Annotated in this window: 14 protein-coding genes; 7 read left to right on the forward strand and 7 right to left on the reverse strand. The window is 63.1% G+C overall.

The window, feature by feature from the left end; translation table 11 throughout:
- Positions 1-66 precede the first annotated feature (66 nt).
- Positions 67-1,062, reverse strand: coding sequence for a rhamnose ABC transporter substrate-binding protein (rhaS, locus tag EJ076_RS09060; RefSeq protein ID WP_109666611.1), 996 nt, complete (start codon positions 1,060-1,062; stop codon positions 67-69).
- 55 nt (positions 1,063-1,117) lie between these two features.
- Positions 1,118-1,921 carry a DeoR/GlpR family DNA-binding transcription regulator gene (locus tag EJ076_RS09065; RefSeq protein ID WP_057145053.1) on the reverse strand — a complete coding sequence of 268 codons (804 nt, stop codon included), beginning with the start codon at positions 1,919-1,921 and terminating at the stop codon, positions 1,118-1,120.
- A gap of 186 nt (positions 1,922-2,107) precedes the next feature.
- Between EJ076_RS09065 and EJ076_RS09070 the strand changes: the two genes are divergently transcribed.
- From EJ076_RS09070 to ggt, 3 genes are all read left to right on the forward strand, one after another.
- A complete protein-coding gene (locus EJ076_RS09070) occupies positions 2,108-4,210 on the forward strand; it encodes a bifunctional rhamnulose-1-phosphate aldolase/short-chain dehydrogenase (protein WP_126067662.1) in 2,103 nt (700 codons plus the stop codon).
- A gap of 12 nt (positions 4,211-4,222) precedes the next feature.
- Positions 4,223-5,512 (forward strand): L-rhamnose catabolism isomerase, encoded by a 1,290-nt coding sequence (gene rhaI / locus EJ076_RS09075; RefSeq protein WP_126067663.1) that lies wholly within the window; start codon positions 4,223-4,225, stop codon positions 5,510-5,512.
- Between the two features lie 116 nt (positions 5,513-5,628).
- A complete protein-coding gene (ggt, locus tag EJ076_RS09080) occupies positions 5,629-7,368 on the forward strand; it encodes a gamma-glutamyltransferase (protein ID WP_109666617.1) in 1,740 nt (579 codons plus the stop codon).
- A gap of 105 nt (positions 7,369-7,473) precedes the next feature.
- Here the strand turns inward: ggt and EJ076_RS09085 are convergent, their stop codons facing one another.
- Positions 7,474-7,821 carry a hypothetical protein gene (locus EJ076_RS09085; RefSeq protein WP_164548579.1) on the reverse strand — a complete coding sequence of 116 codons (348 nt, stop codon included), beginning with the start codon at positions 7,819-7,821 and terminating at the stop codon, positions 7,474-7,476.
- Positions 7,822-8,264: 443 nt separating this feature from the next.
- Complete coding sequence (locus EJ076_RS09090; protein ID WP_126067664.1) at positions 8,265-10,421, reverse strand: TonB-dependent siderophore receptor; 2,157 nt, start codon at positions 10,419-10,421, stop codon at positions 8,265-8,267.
- Between the two features lie 226 nt (positions 10,422-10,647).
- Between EJ076_RS09090 and EJ076_RS09095 the strand changes: the two genes are divergently transcribed.
- The 3 genes from EJ076_RS09095 to EJ076_RS09105 are packed head-to-tail and all read left to right on the forward strand — an operon-like array spanning position 10,648 to position 14,525.
- Positions 10,648-11,568 carry an ABC transporter substrate-binding protein gene (locus EJ076_RS09095; protein WP_164548580.1) on the forward strand — a complete coding sequence of 307 codons (921 nt, stop codon included), beginning with the start codon at positions 10,648-10,650 and terminating at the stop codon, positions 11,566-11,568.
- The gene (fhuB, locus tag EJ076_RS09100; protein WP_126067665.1) at positions 11,561-13,612 is read left to right on the forward strand and encodes a Fe(3+)-hydroxamate ABC transporter permease FhuB; all 2,052 of its coding nucleotides are present in this window, start codon (positions 11,561-11,563) and stop codon (positions 13,610-13,612) included. Before EJ076_RS09095 ends, fhuB begins: the two co-directional genes overlap by 8 nt.
- A 25-nt stretch (positions 13,613-13,637) precedes the next feature.
- Positions 13,638-14,525: an alpha/beta hydrolase-fold protein gene (locus tag EJ076_RS09105; RefSeq protein ID WP_126067666.1), complete on the forward strand. Its 888-nt coding sequence runs from the start codon at positions 13,638-13,640 to the stop codon at positions 14,523-14,525.
- Positions 14,526-14,558: 33 nt separating this feature from the next.
- Here EJ076_RS09105 and EJ076_RS09110 read toward each other — a convergent pair whose 3' ends face one another.
- The 3 genes from EJ076_RS09110 to EJ076_RS09120 all read right to left on the reverse strand — a co-directional run bounded on the left by EJ076_RS09110 (position 14,559) and on the right by EJ076_RS09120 (position 17,389).
- A complete protein-coding gene (locus EJ076_RS09110) occupies positions 14,559-14,978 on the reverse strand; it encodes a hypothetical protein (RefSeq protein ID WP_164548581.1) in 420 nt (139 codons plus the stop codon).
- A 302-nt stretch (positions 14,979-15,280) separates the two neighbouring features.
- Positions 15,281-15,721, reverse strand: coding sequence for a hypothetical protein (locus EJ076_RS09115; protein ID WP_109666627.1), 441 nt, complete (start codon positions 15,719-15,721; stop codon positions 15,281-15,283).
- A gap of 123 nt (positions 15,722-15,844) precedes the next feature.
- On the reverse strand, positions 15,845-17,389 hold the full coding sequence (locus tag EJ076_RS09120) for a winged helix-turn-helix domain-containing tetratricopeptide repeat protein (protein ID WP_126067667.1): 1,545 nt from the start codon (positions 17,387-17,389) through the stop codon (positions 15,845-15,847).
- A gap of 183 nt (positions 17,390-17,572) precedes the next feature.
- Between EJ076_RS09120 and EJ076_RS09125 the strand changes: the two genes are divergently transcribed.
- Positions 17,573-18,274 (forward strand): alpha/beta hydrolase, encoded by a 702-nt coding sequence (locus EJ076_RS09125; protein ID WP_109666630.1) that lies wholly within the window; start codon positions 17,573-17,575, stop codon positions 18,272-18,274.
- Positions 18,275-19,325 lie beyond the last annotated feature (1,051 nt).

Consider the following 19,325-nt stretch of genomic DNA (forward strand, 5'->3'; position numbering starts at 1 on the left):
AACAAGGTCCGTTTAAAGTCGCGGCGGGACGTGAGCCCCGCCGCGCCAACTCTAGAGGGCTCCAGATCAATAGATCTTGGAGAACTTTTCGATGTTCGACTTGTCGAACTGGAAGGGCGGAGCCATCGCAGCCGAGTTGGTGTCGTCGAGCGTCACCTTGCCGACGCGGCCGATCGACAGCGTGGCACCGGGCTTGGCCTCTTCCTTCTTCACCGCCAGATCATGGGCGAGGTAGACGGCCGAGTAGCCGAGGTCGATCGGATTCCACAGGGCAACCGCCTGGCTGGAACCGTTGTCGATGAACTTCTTGAACTCGGACGGCAGCGCGAGGCCGGTGACATTGACCTTGCCGATCAGGTTTTCGTCGGTGACGACCTGGGCGGCGGCAACGACGCCGACGGTGGTCGGCGCGATGATCGCCTTGAGGTTCGGGTAGGACTTCAGCAGGCCCTTGGCCTCGTCGGTGCTTTTGGCCGAATCGTCATCGCCATAGACGGTGGCGACGAGTTTGATCTTGGGGAACTTCTCCGGCAGGATTTTCTTGGCCGCATCGATCCAGGCGTTCTGGTTGGTGGCGGTCGAGGAGGCCGACAGGATGGCGACGTCGCCGCCTTCCGGCAAATAGTCGGCGGCGAGCTTGATGATGGTCTCGCCGATCAGGCCGGTGTCGGACGGGTTGAGGTGAAGCTGGCGGCCTTCCTTGGCGACGCCCGAATCCCAGGAGATGACGGTGATGCCGCGCTCCATGGCCTTCTTCAGCACCGGCACCAGCGCATCCGCGTCATTGGCCGAAATGGCGATGGCGTTGACCTTCTGGGCGATCAGCGAATTGACCACTTCGATCTGCGCTTCGGCGGTCGCCTTGGTCGGGCCGGTGTAGATGATGTCGACATCGCCGAGCTCCTTGGCCGCCTCTTCGGCGCCCTTGTTGGCGGCATCGAAGAAGCCGTTGCCAAGCGACTTCACCACCAGCGCGATCTTGACGTTTTCGGCATAGGCTGCGTTCACGAACATGGCGGCTGAAAAGGCCGCCGTTACCATCAATTTCTTCAAGAAGCTCATCGAATATCCTCCCTTGAGCGTTGCATTCCATCGTCGCTGCGGGCGTGAGGGTATCTCAGGCCTGCAGTGAAGATTCTTCCTTTGCCGACTTGCGGGCGACGATCAGCGTCACGCCAGCGGTCTCTAACATCTTGGCTTCGCGATCCTCGATGCCGTCATCAGTGATGACGGTGGCGATGCGCGATAGGCCGCACAAGATCAGGCTGGAGCGTTTGCGGAATTTTGACGAGTCGACCAGCACCACCAGTTCGTCGGCCTGGTCGATCAGCTTCTGCTCCGCCTGGATCAGCAGCGGATCGCCCTCCATCAGGCCGAGCGGCCCGAGCCCCTGCGCGCCCATGAACATGCGGCGCGCATAGAAATTGCGCGTCACGTCATTGTCGAAGGGCGACAGGATGATGTTCTGCTCTCGATAGATGGTGCCTCCCGACAACATCACCGTGTTCTTGGAATGCTTGAGCAGGTGCTCGGCGATCGGGAACGAATTGGTGAAGATCGGCATGCGGCGGCCGGTCAGGAAATGCACCATCTGGAAGGTGGTGGTGCCGCCATTGATGATGATCGGTTCGCCGTCCTTGCACAGCTCCACCGCTTCACGTGCGATTGCCCGCTTCTGCGAGGCGTTGATCGTTTCGTTGACGGAAAACGGCCGGCCGGCCAGCCCGATGAATTGCGGCGGCGAGATTGCCTCGGCGCCGCCGCGCACACGGCGCAGCCGCTTCTGGACGTGTAGGGCCGCGATATCGCGCCGGATCGTCGCCTCGGAAGACTCCGTCAGGTCGACCATCTCCTGCACCGTCACAACAGGCTTTTCCTGGACGGCGGACAGAATGATCCTGTGGCGCTCTTTTTCGTGCATGGTTCCTCCCTGCCTGGCCATCTAGGCACCCAAAACGCGCAGTGTCAATCATTTCCGATCATAAAATTTCATTGTGCAGTGCAATATGATCGATTTTGATCGTTTGTGATTGACAAGCTGGCTGCTTCCGTGGAAATTCGGGCCAAATGGGCCGCACCGTTTGCGTGCCTTTCGGGAGGATACCCTATGCTCGACAAGCGCACCGGCGCGCGCCTCGCCAATCTGTGGGATGAGGCCAAGGCTCAAGCGATGAGCGAGCCGGAACTTCTGGTCTATCGCTCGAACACGCTCGGCTCGGACAAGCGCGTCACCAACTATGGCGGCGGCAACACGTCCTCGAAGATCTGGCAGAAAGATCCGCTCACCGGCGAGACCGTCGAAGTGCTGTGGGTCAAGGGTTCGGGCGGCGACAGTGCTTCGATCAAGCTTGATGGTTTCGCCACGCTCTACATGGACAAGCTGCGCGCCCTCAAAGGCCTTTATCGCGGCGTCGAGCACGAAGACGAGATGGTGGGGTATCTGCCTCACTGCACGTTCAACCTGAATCCTCGCGCGGCCTCGATCGACACGCCGCTGCATGCCTACGTGCCGAAGCCTTTTGTCGACCACATGCATCCCGATGCCATCATCGCCATTGCCGCCGCCAAGGATTCCAAGGCGCTGACCAAGGAGATCTTCGGCGACGCCATCGGTTGGCTGCCATGGAAGCGCCCCGGCTTCGAACTCGGCCTGTGGCTGGAGAAATTCTGCCTCGAACATCCCGCCGCCAAGGGCGTCATCCTGGAAAGCCATGGCCTGTTCACCTGGGGCGACACCCCTCTGGAATGCTACGAGACGACGATCTCGGTGATCAACCAGGCGATCGAATGGTTCGAGCGCCGCTCCGAGGGCCTGGCCATCTTCGGCGGTGAAGTGGTCAAGTCGCTCGACGCCGCCGAACGCCGTGCCATTGCGGCAAAATTGATGCCGAAAATCCGCGGCCTGATCTCGGAAAAGAGCCACAAAACAGGCCATTTCGATGATTCCGCCGCTGTGCTCGAATTCGTCAACTCCAGGGATTTGCGGCCGCTGGCGGCACTCGGCACCTCGTGCCCGGACCATTTCCTGCGCACCAAGATCCGCCCGCTGGTGATCGAGTTCGATCCGGCAAAACCCGATGTCGATGCCGTCATCGCGCGCCTCGCCGACGATGTCGCCGCTTATCGTGTTGGCTACCAGGCCTATTACGACAGCTGCAAGCACCCGGACTCACCCGCCATCCGCGATCCCAATGCCGTCGTCTACCTGATGCCCGGCGTCGGCATGTTCACCTTCGCCGGCGACAAGGCGACGGCGCGTATTTCGGGTGAGTTCTACGTCAACGCCATCAACGTCATGCGCGGTGCATCGACCGTCTCGTCCTATGTCGGCCTGCCCGCACAAGAAGCCTTCGACATCGAGTACTGGCTACTCGAGGATCTGAAGCTGCAGCGCATGCCGAAGCCGAAGTCGCTTGCCGGCCAGATCGCGCTGGTCACCGGCGGCGCCGGTGGTATCGGCCGCGCGACGGCCAACCGGCTGCTGCGCGAAGGCGCCTGCGTCGTGCTGGCCGACATCGACGAAACAGCGCTCGCCAGCGCCAATGACGAACTGGCCAAGGCCTATGGCAAGGATTTCGTCCGCCCGGTGCTGATCAACGTCACCTCGGAGGACCAGGTCATTTCGGGCTTTGCCGAGACGGCGGTCGAGTTCGGCGGCATCGACATTCTGGTGTCGAATGCCGGCCTCGCCTCTTCGGCTCCGATCGAGGAGACGACGCTGGCACTGTGGAACAAGAACATGGACATCCTGTCGACCGGTTATTTCCTGGTCTCGCGGGAAGCGTTCCGGCTGTTCCGGGTGCAAAAGATCGGCGGCAACATCGTCTTCGTCGCTTCGAAGAACGGCCTTGCCGCCTCGCCCAATGCCGCCGCCTATTGCACCGCCAAGGCCGCCGAGATCCATCTCGCCCGCTGCCTGGCGCTGGAGGGCGCGGAAGCCCAGATCAGGGTCAATGTCGTCAACCCGGACGCGGTGCTTCGCGGCTCGAAGATCTGGACCGGCGAGTGGAAGGAACAGCGCGCCGCCGCCTACAAGATGTCGACCGACGATCTGGAGGAGCACTATCGCTCGCGCTCGATGCTGAAGCGCTCGGTCTTCCCGGAAGACATCGCAGAGGCGATCTATTTCCTGGCGTCCGACATGTCGGCCAAGTCCACCGGCAACATCATCAATGTCGACGCGGGCAACGCCCAGTCGTTCACGCGCTGAGCGGAGGGGACGATGGAACACATCATCTCCGCCGACCTCGTCGACACGGACAATGCCGCGCGCAAGGCCAACCTCGAGCGCGACTACGCCTCGCTCGGCGAGCGGCTCGACCGTCGCGGCATCGCCATCGATGCCATTCGTGACAAGGTCGAGAAATTCGCGGTGGCGATCCCGTCCTGGGGCGTCGGCACCGGCGGCACGCGCTTTGCCCGCTTTCCCGGCGCCGGCGAGCCGCGCGACATCTTCGACAAGATCGAGGATTGCGCCGTCATCAAGCAATTGACGCAGGCGACGCCGACCGTGTCGCTGCACATTCCGTGGGACAAGGCAGACCCGAACCGGCTGAAGCAGGCGGCCTCGCGCTTCGGCCTCGGCTTCGACGCCATGAACTCCAACACCTTTTCCGACGCCAGGGATCAGAAGCTCTCCTACAAATTCGGCTCGCTGTCGCATGCCGATGCCGGCACGCGCCGGCAAGCGGTCGAGCACAATCTCGAATGCATCGAGATCGGCAAGACGCTGGGCTCCAAGGCGTTGACGGTGTGGATCGGCGACGGCTCGAATTTTCCAGGCCAGGTCAATTTCGCCAAGGCATTCGAGCGCTATCTCGACGCCATGAAGGAGATCTACGCCGGACTGCCCGCCGACTGGAAGCTGTTCAGCGAGCACAAGATGTACGAACCGGCCTTCTATTCCACCGTCGTGCAGGACTGGGGCACCAACTACATGATCGCGCAGGAGCTGGGCGACAAGGCGTTCTGCCTGGTCGACCTCGGCCACCATGCCCCCAACGTCAACATCGAGATGATCGTGTCGCGGCTGATCCAGTTCAAGAAGCTTGGCGGCTTCCACTTCAACGATTCGAAATATGGCGACGACGACCTCGATGCCGGTTCGATCGATCCTTACCGGCTGTTCCTCGTCTTCAACGAACTGGTCGACGCCGAACTTTCCGGCGCCGAGGGTTTCGATCCCGCCCACATGCTCGACCAGAGCCACAACGTCACCGACCCGATCGAAAGCCTGATGCTGTCGGCCGTCGAAGTGCAGCGCGCCTATGCGCAGGCGCTGCTTGTCGACCGCAAGGCGCTGGAAGGCTACCAGGACAACAACGACGCGCTGATGGCGACGCAGACGCTGAAAGCCGCCTACCGCACCGATGTCGAGCCGATCCTGGCCATGGCGCGGCTGAAGACCGGCGGCGCCATCGATCCGGTCGCCGCCTATCGGGCAGCGGGCTACCGCGCCAAGGTCGCCGCGGAACGCCCGGCGGTCGCCGGTGGTTCGGGCGGGATCGTCTGAGGCGAACTCTCGTCCGATATTGCCCCTCACCGTTTTGCTTCGTGAGGGGGCACTTTGTGAATGGACTCGATCCGTCCAACACGGTCTTCTAGGTGTCCCCCGCCCGGAGAACCGCCATGCCTCTCAACCGTCGGATATTGATCGCCGCCAGTCTTTCCATCACCTTCGTCCTGGCGCCGTTGACGAGCGTCTTCGCTGCATCACCGGCGCCAGCCAAGGGCGAGCATGGCATGGTGGTGACGGCCCAGCATCTGGCGTCCGAGGTCGGCATCGAGGTCTTGAAGAAGGGCGGCAATGCTGTCGATGCGGCGGTTGCCGTCGGCTATGCGCTCGCCGTCGTCTACCCCAATGCCGGCAATATCGGCGGCGGCGGCTTCATGACCATCCGTTTCAAGGACGGCAACTCGACCTTCCTCGATTTCCGCGAACGCGCGCCGCTGGCGGCAACCAAGACCATGTATCTCGACAAGGACGGCAAACCGGTGAAGGGCGCCAGCCTTGACGGCTATCTCGCGGTCGGCGTGCCTGGCTCGGTGGCTGGTTTAGAGATGGCGCGCGAAAAATACGGCAAATTGTCCCGACAGGATCTGATGGCGCCGGCGATCAGCTACGCCAAGGACGGATTCATCCTCAATCAGGGCGACGCCGCCTCTTTTGCCGGCAGCGCCGACCGGCTGGCGAAGGATCCCGCGGCTGCCACCATCTTCCTGAAACCCGATGGCAAGCCCTATGGCATCGGCGAGCGCCTGGTCCAGCCCGACCTCGCCGCGTCGCTTGCCGCCATTTCGGAAAAAGGCCCGGATGCCTTCTACAAGGGCGCCATCGCCGACGCCATCGTCAAGGCGAGCGGCGCCAAGGGTGGCATCCTGGCCAAGCCGGATTTCGAGCAATATGCGGTGCGCGAGCTGAAGCCCGTGACCTGTAGTTATCGCGGCTACGAGATCACCTCCTCGCCGCCGCCGAGTTCCGGCGGTGTCATCATCTGCGAAATCCTTAATGTGCTCGAAGGCTATCCCTTATCCTATCTCGGCGCCGGTTCCGCCGAGACCGTCCATGTCATGGTCGAGGCGATGCGCTATGCCTATGTCGACCGCAATTCAGCGCTCGGCGATCCCGATTTCGTCGACAATCCGGTCTCGAAACTGCTTGATAAGGCCTATGCCAAGGATATCCGCGACAAGATCGACCCGTTCCGGGCCGGCGTGTCGCAGGACCTGATGCCGAAGGGCTTTGGCGAGAGCAAGGAGACGACGCATTATTCGATCATCGACAATGACGGTAATGCGGTCGCGGTCACCTATACGCTGAACGGATCCTTCGGCGCCGGCGTCGTCGCCGACGGAACCGGCATCCTGCTCAACAACGAGATGGACGATTTCACCCAGAAGCCCGGCGTGCCCAACCTCTATGGCCTGGTCCAGGGTGAGGCCAATGCCATCCAACCGAAAAAGACGCCGCTGTCATCGATGAGCCCGACCGTGGTGGCCAAGGACGGCAAGCCGTTCATGGTCATTGGCAGTCCCGGCGGTTCGCGCATCATCACCATCACGCTGGAAGCCATCGTCAACGTCATCGACCACGGCATGAACATCCAGGAGGCGATCGACGCGCCGCGCATCCATCACCAGTGGCTGCCCGATACGGTCTATATCGAGCCGTTCGGTCTGTCCCCGGACACCGAAAAGCTGCTGGCCGGCATGGGTTATCACCTCGATCTCGCTGACCAGACCTGGGGCCAGGCAGCGGGCATCCTGGTCGGCGGCAAGAGCCTGGCGGAGATCGAGAAGGGCGGCGGCGCCCGCTACAACGGCGCCATCGACAGCCGCGCCGCCTCTGGCGAGGCGCTCGGATATTGAGGTTAGCGAGGCCGGGGATAGCTCAGAGGAAGGGCTTGGAGCAGCGTGGCGATTCGGGTCGATCGCCCGCTGCTCAAGAGGGTTTGCTCATAGCCAGGATGGTCGTCACAGGACCAGCGTGAGGGTGGACGCAATCAGCATCAGGGCGGCAATGCCGACGAACAGCGCATAGATGCGCGGCCGGTCGAGCAGCAATGCGTTTCCGGATATCCAGGCAGACGTGGCACCGCCAAGCGCGAAGAGGAAGCCGTTGCGGTGCCCGAAGACCATCGACGCGGCCATCAGCCCGCCAATGATCAGCGCGCCGAACACGATGATCACGGCCACGGCGTATTTCTCGAAATCGTTGCCGCTTCCCATGCTCGGACCGATCGCGTTCAACGTCGGCAGGTCGTCCGGATCGAAGGGGTTCGTCGACCCATATTCGTCTTGACCGGCAGGCTCTCGCATCATTCGTTCTCCGTATAGCGGCAACAAATCATCAAGCCTCGCCGAGTGCAACCCGATCGCGCCGCCTTGAGGCGTTCGACCGGTCTTTAACGCCCTCGGGCGGCGGCTTGCCGCCGGCTTTTTGATTCGTGCCCCGGCCGTCTTTTGTCTCAGGCAATCCAGGACACGGCTGCCCGAAGGCGACCGTGGACCCCTCTATCATGGAATGCATTCGTGGAGGAAAAATGATGCGGGATGTGGATTGGGCTTCGCTCGCAGCGATTCTCGGTGGCGGTGACGCCGCACAGCACCATGACGAAGGCCAAATCGCCTTGCCGCCAGCGCGAATGTGGAACACGGCCGCGTCTGACCCTGGACGCGTCGCATCGTCACGGGTTGATGCGACGCGCTTCAGCTGCTGCATGCCGAGATCAGTGCCGGCCGAGGCAGGGCCCGGCCTGCCTGCGTCAGAACTTCATGCTGAGGCTGCCCTTGATGACACGGCCTTCGCCATAGATGCAGCTGAGGTCTTTGTTGCTGCCGGCCTCATAGCAGGTCGAATAGTAGGTCTTATCGAACAGGTTGGAGACATTGAGCGCCGCCTGCCAGCCATTCTTCTTGTAGCGCAATGCCGCGTCGACCAGCGTGTGGCCAGGCACGTTCACTGTGTTCGCATTGTCGCCGAAGCTGGCGCCGATGTAACGCACGCCGGCGCCGACGCTCAGGCCTTCGAGCACGCCGCTGTCAACCTCGTAATTGGCCCATAGCGATGCCTGGTGTTCCGGCACCCTGGCCGGGCGGTTGCCGATGATGGCGGCGGCATCGCTGGTTATCTCCGCGTCGAGATAGGTGTAGGCCGCCGTCATGCTGAGGCCGGAAGCCAGGTCGGCGTTAGCCTCGATCTCCAGGCCGCGATGGCGGACTTCTCCGGTCTGGACCTGGTAGACGGGATTGGCTGCTGCCGTCGGCACATTGGTCTTGCGCAGGTCGAACAGCGAAGCGGTGATGAAGCCGGGGAAGAAGGTCGGCTCGTATTTCACGCCGACTTCGTACTGCTTGCCCAGCGAAGGCAGCAGCGCGTCTCCGGACTGGGTCGGGCCGATATTGGTGGTGAAGGATTCGGCATAGCTGGCGTAGGGCGTCAGGCCATTATCGAAGAGATAGCCGATGCCGATATTGCCGGTGAAGGCATGGTCCTTCTGATCGTAGCTGCCTGCATCATCGAGCCGGTCGAAATTGGTGTGGTCGATCCAGGCCTGCCGGCCGCCGACGGTCAGGATCCAGTGGTCGGCGATCTTGGACTGGTTTTGTGCATAGAGACCGACCTGGCTGATCGTCTCCACGCGATCCGTAATGATGAGGCTCGGCGGCGTGACCGGGATCGAATAGTCCGGGCTCTGGGTGTCCAGCGCCGGACCCTCGCCGTAGCCGTTGCGCCCGTCGACCGACTGCCTGCTGTAGTCGAGACCGAACAACAGCTTGTTTTCGACCGCGCCGAAGTCAGCCTTGTATTCGGCCTGGTTGTCGACGTTGAACAGCCTTGCGGTCTCGTCCACGGTGAACAGGGTGCGCGACATCGTATGGTCGTCGATCATGTCCGGGCCACCAAGCCATTCGCCATAATAGAGCTGGCGGTAGTCGGTTTCCTGCTGCGAGTAGCGCAGGTTCTGCCGCACCGTCCAATGGTCGTCGAACTCATGGCTGAACTGGTAGCCGATCGAGCCGTGGTTGGCATCGAAACGGTCGAAATCGGGCGAGCCGGTGAAGAAATTGCGTGGCAGATTGCCATACTGCGCCGGCAGAAACTGAATCGGCGTCAGCCTGTCCCACTGGTAGTTGGCCAGGATGGTCAGCGAGGTCTGCGCATCCGGCTGCCACTTGAGCGCCGGCGCGACGAAAATGCGATCGTTGCGGGAATAGTCGGTTTCGAGCTCGCCGTTGCGAACCAGACCGGTCAGCCGGTAGGACCACACGCCGGCATCGTCGATCGGGCCACCTATATCCAGCCCGGCCTCGACCGTGTTGAAGCTGCCATAGCTGAGGAAGCCGTCATAGATCGGCTTGTCGGTCGGCCGCTTGGTGACGGCATTGACCATGCCGCCAGCCTCGTTCTCGCCGTAGAGAACCGAGGACGGTCCCTTCAGCACCTCGATTCGCTCCAGCCCGTAGGGCTCGATCTTGAAGCCGGAGAAATCGATCACCTTCTGCGGCAGCCCGTCGCGATAGATCGCCGACGTGCAGAGGTCGAAGCCACGAATCAGGCATTGGTCGAAGCGATCGTCGATGCCCCATGGCGAGATGGTGACGCCGGCAAGATAGGACAAGGCGTCCTCAAGCTGCCCCGGCTGGCGGTCGTCGAGCTGCTTGCGGGTCACCACCGAAATCGAGCGCGGAATTTCCTTCAGCGGCGTGTCGGTCTTCGAGCCGGTGGTGGTGTTTTTGGCGATGTAGCCGTCATCCGGTCCGACCGGGCTGTCGCTCTGTCCCTCGACATTGATCGGGTTGAGTTCGGTCGTGGCTTCCTGCGCAAGGGCCTGGGTGCAAAGCAGGGTCGAAAGCGATGCGACCACGAGGCCCTGGGCCCGGCTTCGCCGCCGCGCCGCACGATATGCGCTCAACCCCATCTCGATATCCCCTCACTGCCTGTAATGCGCGCAGGATCGTTCCGCTCTGCGCTAATTTAAAATTGTTGACTCGTTTAGTCATCTTCAATGTTGACTATTAAACTCATGTTTCATAGTCAACCGGCCATCGGCTGCCGATAGCCAAATTTTTGAACGGCGTCGTGTTGGAGAAAACCGTGTCTGAAATCCACGCTCAGGCGGCGTTCCGTACAGGTGCTGTGCGGTGATGGCGGTCCTTGAATCCCACCGGGCTGACCGTCTCCTCGGTCGGATCACCCGGCGCGGCGCGCTGGGGCTTTTCGTCCTGCCCTTCGCCGCAATTGCATCGCCATCTGCCGCGGCGAAGCCGCTGCGCATCGTCTGCCTGGATGACGGGCTGGCCGAGACCTTGCTCATGCTCGGCGTCAGCCCGGTCGCCATTGCCGGTCGCGACATCTGGGAGACCTGGGTGGTCGAACCGCCGCTGCCGCCTGAGATCGCCGATGTAGGCACGCTGCTCGAACCCAATCTCGAATTGCTGCAGCAGCTCAGGCCCGACATCATCCTATCCATGCCGTATCTCGACGGCATCAAGCCGCTGCTCGAACGCGTGGCGCCGGTGACGACGATCGGGCTCTATACCGAAGCCGGGCAGCCCTATCAGCGCGCCGTCGAGGCAACCCGCCAGCTCGCCAGGCTTGTCGGCAAGAAAAGCGAAGGCGAGGCGCTGATCGCGGCGACGGATGCGTATTTTTCGGAAGTTCGCCAGCAACTGGCGCCGGTTTCGGCACGGCCGATCTATGTCGTCAGCTTCATGGACCCGCGCAATGTGCGCGTCTACGGCAAGAAGAGTCTGTTTCAGGAGGTGTTCGACCGCATCGGGCTCAGCAATGCCTGGACGGCCGAGACCAATTATTGGGGGTTCTCGACCGTCGGCATCGACGGGCTGGCGACATCCAGCGACGCGCGCCTTGCCTATCTGGAGCCTTTGCCCGAGGGCGCCGGCGGCACGCTGACCGAAAGTCCGGTCTGGAACGCCATGCCTTTCGTGCGCAGCCGCTCGATCATACGCCTTCCCGCCGTCCACATGTTCGGCGCGCTTCCGTCCGCCAGCCGTTTTGCTCGGGTCCTGGCGTCGGCGATGGCCGCGGAGGCCGCCCGTGGCTGAGGATGCTGCCGCCATTGCCCAAGGGGGAAAGCCTGCGTCGGCCGGCCGGGCCTTCCCATGGAGCTTTCCTGGCAATCAGCCGGTAGGCGCGATCCTGCTCTGCGCGATGCTGCTCGCGGCGGCGGCAGCGGCAACCGTCTCGAACCTCACGGTGCAGCTGCCATCGGCGCTCTGGCTGCAATCGCTCGCCGCCCCCGACATCGCCGACATGCGGCAGGTGCTTGTCCACTACGCCTTCCTGCCCAGGCTTGCCGTCAGCCTTCTGTGTGGTGCGGCGCTCGGGCTTGCCGGAACCGTCCTGCAACAGGTTCTGCGCAACCCGCTCGCCTCGCCCGAAACGGTCGGCGTCTCGGCCGGCGCTTATCTGGCGCTGGCACTGGCGACGCTTCTGTCGCCTTCCTTGCTTGCCTTCGGCCGCGAATGGGTGGCGCTGGCCGGCGCATTCATGGCCCTTGCCGCCGTCTTCGCTCTGTCCTGGCACAAGGGCCTGTCGCCGCTTTCGGTCGTGCTGGCGGGGTTGGTCGTCAGCCTCTATGCCGGCGCCATCGGTGCCGCTCTCATTGTGCTGCGGCATGAATGGCTGGCCAGCCTGTTCATCTGGGGCGCCGGTTCGCTCGGCCAGCAGGACTGGTCGACGACGCTATGGCTTCTGCCGCGCATCGGCACTGCTGCGCTCGCGATCTTCCTCATGGTGCGACCACTGACCTTGCTTGGCCTCGACGACGAAGGCGCGCGCAGCCTTGGCGTGTCGCTCGGCGCCTATCGCTTCGCTGGGCTGGCGGCCGCCGTCGCGCTGATTGCCTTCGTCGTTTCCGCCGTCGGCGTCATCGGTTTCGTCGGCCTGGCCGCGGCGACGCTTGCGCGTATCGGTGGCGCCCGACGGCTGGGCCAGCAATTGGTGATGGCGCCGCTGATCGGCGGGGCATTGCTGTGGGCCGCCGACCAGGCCGTGCAGATCGCCACCGGACCGCAAGGCGACCTGTTGCCGACCGGAGCGATCACCGCGCTTCTCGGTGCGCCGCTGCTTCTCTGGCTACTGCCGCGTCTTGCGCTTGGCTCGGAAGCCCCGGCCTTGACGGCCGAGCGCCTGCCACGCGCAAGCCGGCCGAGCCTCCTGCTTGCGGTGATCGGCCTGGCTCTGCTTTTGCTGCTTGGGCTGGCCTTGCTCTATGGACCGGGCCCGCATGGCTGGACCTTCGCTTTCGGCGATGAGCTGCAGCCCCTGCTGTCATGGCGGTGGCCTCGCGTGCTTGCCGCGCTGAGCGCCGGCGCGATGCTGGCGCTCGCCGGGCTGATGATGCAGCGGCTGACCGGCAATCCGATGGCCAGCCCCGAAGTGCTTGGCATCAGCGCCGGTGCCGCGCTTGGCATGATGGTGGCGCTGTTTGCGCTCTCGGATGCCGGACGCCCGGTTCAGACGGCGGCGGCAACCATCGGCGCCTTCGCCGCCTTGCTGGTGACGCTGGCGATCGGCCGCCGTGCCGCGTATGCGCCGGAGCGGCTGCTGCTCGCCGGCGTTGCTCTGACGGCCTTGTTCGACGGGCTGATCCTGGTGCTCACCGCCACCGGCGATCCTCGCGCCATGCTGCTACTCAACTGGCTGACCGGCTCGACCTATGGTGTCGATGTCGGCGCCGCCCTGCTGACCGGTGGCATCGCCGTCTGCCTCTTCGCGCTCGCGCCTCTCTTCATGCGCTGGCTCGACATCCTGCCGCTCGGCCCTGCCGCCGTTCAAGGCCTTGGCATCAACCTGAAAATGACGCGGCTTCTCGTGCTGCTGGTGGTCGCCATGCTCACCGCTGCCTCAACGCTGATCGTCGGTCCGCTGACCTTCATCGGCCTGATGGCGCCGCATCTTGCCCGTCGCCTTGGCCTTTCCCGTGCGCTGCCGCAGGCCATTGGCGCGGTGCTCGCCGGCGCGCTGATCATGGTCGCCGCCGACTGGATCGGCCGCACCGCCATCTTCCCGCGCCAGATCCCGGCCGGTCTCGTCGCGACGCTGATCGGTGGCCCGGTGCTGATGTGGCTGCTGCGCCGCCGCTGACCTTTTTGTCCCTGTGGAGATATCCATGTCCAAGTCGATGCCAGCCCTGATCGCCGACACGACGGTCCACGACTTTGTCCCGGCGCATGGCGGCGCCGCCTGGCGGGTATTCCTGCATGTGCCGTCCGGGCCAGTGCCCAAGGCCGGCTGGCCCGTCCTCTACATGACCGACGGCAACGCCGTCATCGGCACAGCGGTCGACGCCATGCGTGCGCAGGCCTTCTATCCCACGGGCACCAATGTCGGCTGGGGCGTCATCGTCGCCATCGGCTATCCCGTAGAGGGCGCCTATGATCCGCTGCGGCGTTCATGGGATCTCGCCCCGCCGCCGGGCAAGACCTATCCGCCCTTCTCCGAGGGCACGCCCGAAGTCCGGACCGGTGGGGCAGGGGAATTCCTTGCCTTCATCGAGGACGAGCTGAAGCCATGGGTCGCCAGTCGGGTCACGGTCGATGCAAGCCGCCAGGCGCTTTACGGCCATTCCTTCGGTGGCCTGTTTGCGCTCTACGCCCTGTTCACGCGGCCTTCGGCCTTCCAGACCTGGATCGCGGCGAGCCCCACCATCTATTGGGAGGATCGTGCCATCGACCGCTTTCTCGAAACCTTCGAGGCCGCCGTTCCCGAGGGCCTGACGGCGACCATGATCCTGTCGGCCGGCGAATACGAGACGGAGAAGCTGGCGCCGTTCCAGATCGGCGCCGAGGACGAGGAAAAGCGCCTCCAGCAGAAGAAGGTGACACGCACCGACGAATTCGCGCGGGCAATGGTGGAGCGTCTTGATACTTTCCCCGGCGTGCGCGCGAGCTTCGAACTGCATGCCGGCGAGAACCACATGTCGATCCTGCCAGTCACCGTCAATCGCGCGGTGCAGGCGGCGTTTGCGGTGAGGGAGAAGGATACCGCCCTTTGCTGAACGCTGCAGCAAGGCGGTCGGCGCCTCGCGCCGTCATTCCTGTGAAGGGGAGGCGCTCAAGCGACGGTAGGAGACGCCGCCGAAGTTTGCCGTCACAAAGTCCGTGACGGACATCTTGCGCTTGCCTCCGTCGCTGCAGGCGTAAACCGGCCAACCGGCATCGCTGCATTCGCTGGCAGCGCAGATGCGCGCCAGACAGTTCCCGATAGTCAGCCGGAAGCCGCCCTTGCCGGCGAAGCCTTGCAACAGGCTGCCGTCCGCCGAGCGCCATGTCCGCGCACGGAATTCCGCCCGCAAAAGCAGGGGTTCGAGAGGGACCGCAAGGCTGGTTTCGCCGGCACGCCCTGCGAGCTGCAGACGGAAGCGCGCCATTGCGGTCGCGTATGCGGTCACAAGATCCGCTTGGCGAAAATAGGCGGTCGCCAGGCTTGAGCGGTCAAGCAGATGAGACATCCACTCGCCTGCCTCTACCGGCCTCACCAAGGCAACAAACGCAAGAAAGGCGAAGCAAGCTCGTGACATTTCCAGCAGCCATCTCGATCTCGGCGTGCCGGTTTGCCCCCCGGTTGCCCTCCCATAACATCCTGCCAATCGGCGCCCGGCGCAAGCCGCTTGCGGAGGCAGTTCAAAAGGCCGCCGAGCAAAGGCGCCTAGAGCCGAAGACGGTGACCCGCATCGACGAACTTGTCTGGGCGATGGCGAGGTGGAGGCGGCGTTTGCGGCAAGGGCTGAAGATCTTCACCAGCCAGGGTTCCTTAGCCGATGCGAGCCGGCGGCAGTTCGAACAGAGTGGCGCCGTTCTCCTGGCCGCGTTCGACATAGCCGATGACTCCAAACCATCTTGCGACATCCGGTCCCCGGAGCCAGCTGCGCGAGTGGATGGGGAGGTTGCCGGCAAGCGCCTGGATGTGCCGGATATGCCGCTTGCAGAAGCGGACGGTCGCCGCACGGAAGAAATCCTCCTGTGCGGCAAACAGCGTGTCGGCGGCGTCGCTGTTCTCATGCCAGGCGATGATCGCCACGGCCTTGTCGCCCTCGACAAGCGCGTGAGCACGGCCTTCCTTCAAATTCATCATCAGATTGTCGTAGGCGATCTTGCTGTCCTTGCCGGCCGCCGCGTATTCGTCCGACATCCGCTTGGACAGACCACGAAAGACATCTTCCAGATCCCCGAGCGTTGCTGCGCGTGCTCTCATTTCTCCTCCTGACGCCCCGGCAGGCAGTTTGCCCTAAGGTTGGGGGATCACCAAGCAAATCAAATCCGCTGGTGGCCTAATATGCGCAAAGTGATTTCGCCCAGAGGATGCGGGCGCCGCCGCCTAAGCCGGCAAGCCTGCAATCCGCATGGCGTCGGTGACATCATCGACGATATCAGGCGCAAGTCCCACCGCGGCGGACCAGCGGCCGATGGTGAAATGCGGGTCGAGCGACAAAAGCCGTGCTCCCGCCGCTTTTGCCTCGTCGATCCGTCCGAGCCTGGCCAGCGGTGCGGCCAGCCATCCGTGCAGCATGCTGAATCCGGGGTTCATCTCCACCGCCCGCCGGCCTGATATGACGGCCTGTTCGTGCAGGCCGGTGAGAAAATTGCCGAATCCGATCATGCCTTGCGGCACACAGCTCATGGTGTCGAGAGGGTTCAGCCGTAACGCTTGCTCGCCCCAGTCGATCGCCCGGGCAGCGTCGCCGCCATAGGCCACCGACACGCAGCCGAAGGCATAGACGAAGGCGCAGGAGGCGCTGAGCGTCAAAGCCTGCGCAAACGCCTCGTCGGCCAGCCTGCGATCATGCTCCACGATGCCGATGGTGAACCCGGCCAGAGCGAGCGCCATGGCGTCGCCCGAGCCGTGCTCGATCGCTGCATGGGCATGGCGGATCGATCGCTCCCGATTCTCCGGTTTCATGCCGCCGCGCACGAACAGCGACTGATGCGCCCAGGCGGCAAAGCCATGGGCAAGGGCATAGGTCGGCTCGATGGCGAGCGCCTGGTCCAGCAGCGGCAGGCCCTTGGCTGCACCCTGCGGCATGAAGGTGTAGACATCGGGCAGCGCGCGCAGCAGCAGATCATAGGCGTCGAGACTGTCGGGGCGCTGGCGCTTGACGCGTTCGACCTCGGCCCGGCGCAGATTGGGCTCTATTGCCGCAACCACACTGATGGTGATCTCGTCCTGCAGCGCGAACACATCGGTCAGTTCGCGGTCGTAGCGTTCGGCCCACAGATGGCTGCCGTCCTCCGCGTCGATGAGCTGGCCGGTGATGCGCACGCGGCTTCCCACCTTGCGCACGCTGCCTTCCAACACATAGCGCACGCCGAGCTCGCGCCCGACCTGCTTCACATCCACCGCGCGGCCCTTGTAGGTGAAGCTGGAATTTCGCGCGATCACGAACAGCCAGCGGATCCGCGACAGACCGGTGATGATGTCCTCGACCATGCCGTCGGCAAAATAATCCTGCTCCGGATCGCCGCTCAGGTTCACGAAGGACAGCACGGCGATGGACGGACGGGCGGGGATGCCCAGGCCAGGCTTCGGTTGCTCCACCGAGGCGATAGCCCCGGTCTCCTCGCGCACGGTGCCGACGAAGCGAAGGCCTCTGCGCAGGATGGTGCGGATGAGGCGCTGCTCCTCGCCACTGTCGTGCAGCGCATTACGCGCCGCGTTGATGCGGCTGGCAAGCGTGGCGTCCGAGACGATGCGCCCCTGCCAGACCGCGTCGATCAAATCGTCCTTGCTGACCACCCGCTCGCGATTGCGGATCAGATATTGCAGCAGGTCGAACACCTGCGGCTCGATGGAAATCAGGTCGTTGCCGCGGCGCAGTTCGCGCCGATCGCCGTCCAGGGCAAAATCCTCGAAGAGATACGGCAAAATGGCTCGCTCCAGACCGCGCGGCAAACAGGCCGACACTTTAGCCGTGTCGTGGACGCAAAATCAAAGCGATCTCAAGGTAAAATCAAGAGGTCCTGAAGGCCGCCTCAAAGCGCGTCCGTCAGCCCTGCCGCATAGTCCTCCTGCAACCAACGCAAACAACACTTGAAAAGGAGAACTCAAATGTCGAACACTGCAGCAAAGTCCGTCGTCCTCGTCCATGGCGGCTTCGTCGATGGCTCCGGCTGGGACGGGGTCTACCAGATCCTCAAGAAGAACGGCTATGACGTGACCATCGTCCAGAATCCGACCACCTCGCTCGCCGACGATGTCGCTGTGACCAAGCGGGCCATCGCCGCCGCTCCTGGCAACGTCATCCTGGTCGGCCACTCCTATGGCGGCGTCGTGGTGTCGGAAGCCGGCACCGATCCGAAAGTGGCAGGTATAGTCTACATCGCAGCCTTCGCGCCGGACGCCGGAGAGTCGGTTTCGAGCCTGATCGCCAACCCGCCGCCAGGAGCGTCGGTGCCACCGATCCTGCCGCCCGTAGACGGCTTCCTGATGCTCGACAAGGCCAAATTCGCAGCCTCGTTCGCCGCCGACGTCCGTCCCTCGCTCGCCTCCTTCATGGCGGATTCGCAGGTGCCGTGGGGCGTGGCGGCGCTCGAAGGCAAGGTCACCGCTCCAGCCTGGAAGGTGAAGCCCAGCTGGTATCTGGTCGCCACGGATGACCGGATGATCCCGCCGCCGGCTCAGCGCAATATGGCCAACCGCGCCCAAGCGACGACGGTGGAAGTGCCCGGCAGCCACGCCGTCTATGTCTCCAACCCCGCAGCTGTCGCCAAGCTCATCGAACAGGCGGCCGCCGGCATCGCCAAGAGCTGAACCGCATCACATCCGGAGATGGATGGCCTGGGCGCCTGTGGCGCCCGGGCTTGTTGCTTTGCTGGGATGATCCACGAAAGACATCCTCCAGATCCCCAAGCGTTGCTGCGCGTGCTCTCATTTCTCTACTGGCGCCCCGGCGGGCAGTTTGCCCTAAGGTTGGGGATCACCAAGCAAATCAAAATCCGGATGCAGGCCAATAGCCAATAGGAGCAAAGTTTCGCCCGAAGGATCGCGATGCAATACAGTGTCCAGTAGTTTGGCGGACGGATCGATGTCGTTCGGCCCCGATCTGACAAGCGAAGCGTGCCGCAAATCTTCCTCGCCGCGGAAGTGCTTCACATTTCGCCGTCCAGTTGTGCCGTTGCGGGCGAAAATCCGGACGTCGTGGTCAATGATGATTGGCTACGGTAGTCGTCGAACTTTATCTCGTGAATTCGGCCGTTACCTTCAGGAGGCTTCTCAACCAAGGTCGGCTGCATGGCTCGACAAACTTCAAACGCATCAACAGATTTGCAAAACCGCGATTCAATTACCTTGCGCTGAAATGGTTACAAAACGCGAAAGAGCCCGCGCATTGTCCAAAGGACACGCGGGCTTTTTGATTGTTTTGGGGGATCCCTCAATCCCCGTGTCGCGACCCATAAGCAGACATTGCCCTGAATGGCGCTGATGTAGGCAACGGCTAGAGTGGTGGCACTGGCAACAGGCTAGTTTCCTCTGTCACCCGGCTTGTGGCCAGCGTCGCGAGTGTCAGCCGTGCTGAAACTCGTCGTTACGCCGACAGTAGTGGAACAGAGCACGATGATCGCCAGAACTCTAAATAATGCGGTTCGCATGCTTCGCCTCCCTGCGCCGAAACCGGCCATCCAGTCTCGGAACTCAAGGATCATATCGCGTTATTCAAATGAACAACGAGGCGTCGCATACACCAATCGGTCATTTTTCCATGTCAGTTCGACGTAGGCTGATGTGCAATGACCCGCGCCTCCCCACTGACGCGGGCCGACCAAGCGTTGCCTTTGGCCAGCAGCCTTACCCAGGGAAGGGA

The organism is Mesorhizobium sp. M7D.F.Ca.US.005.01.1.1 (assembly GCF_003952545.1).
In the GTDB taxonomy this organism is placed as follows: domain Bacteria; phylum Pseudomonadota; class Alphaproteobacteria; order Rhizobiales; family Rhizobiaceae; genus Mesorhizobium; species Mesorhizobium loti.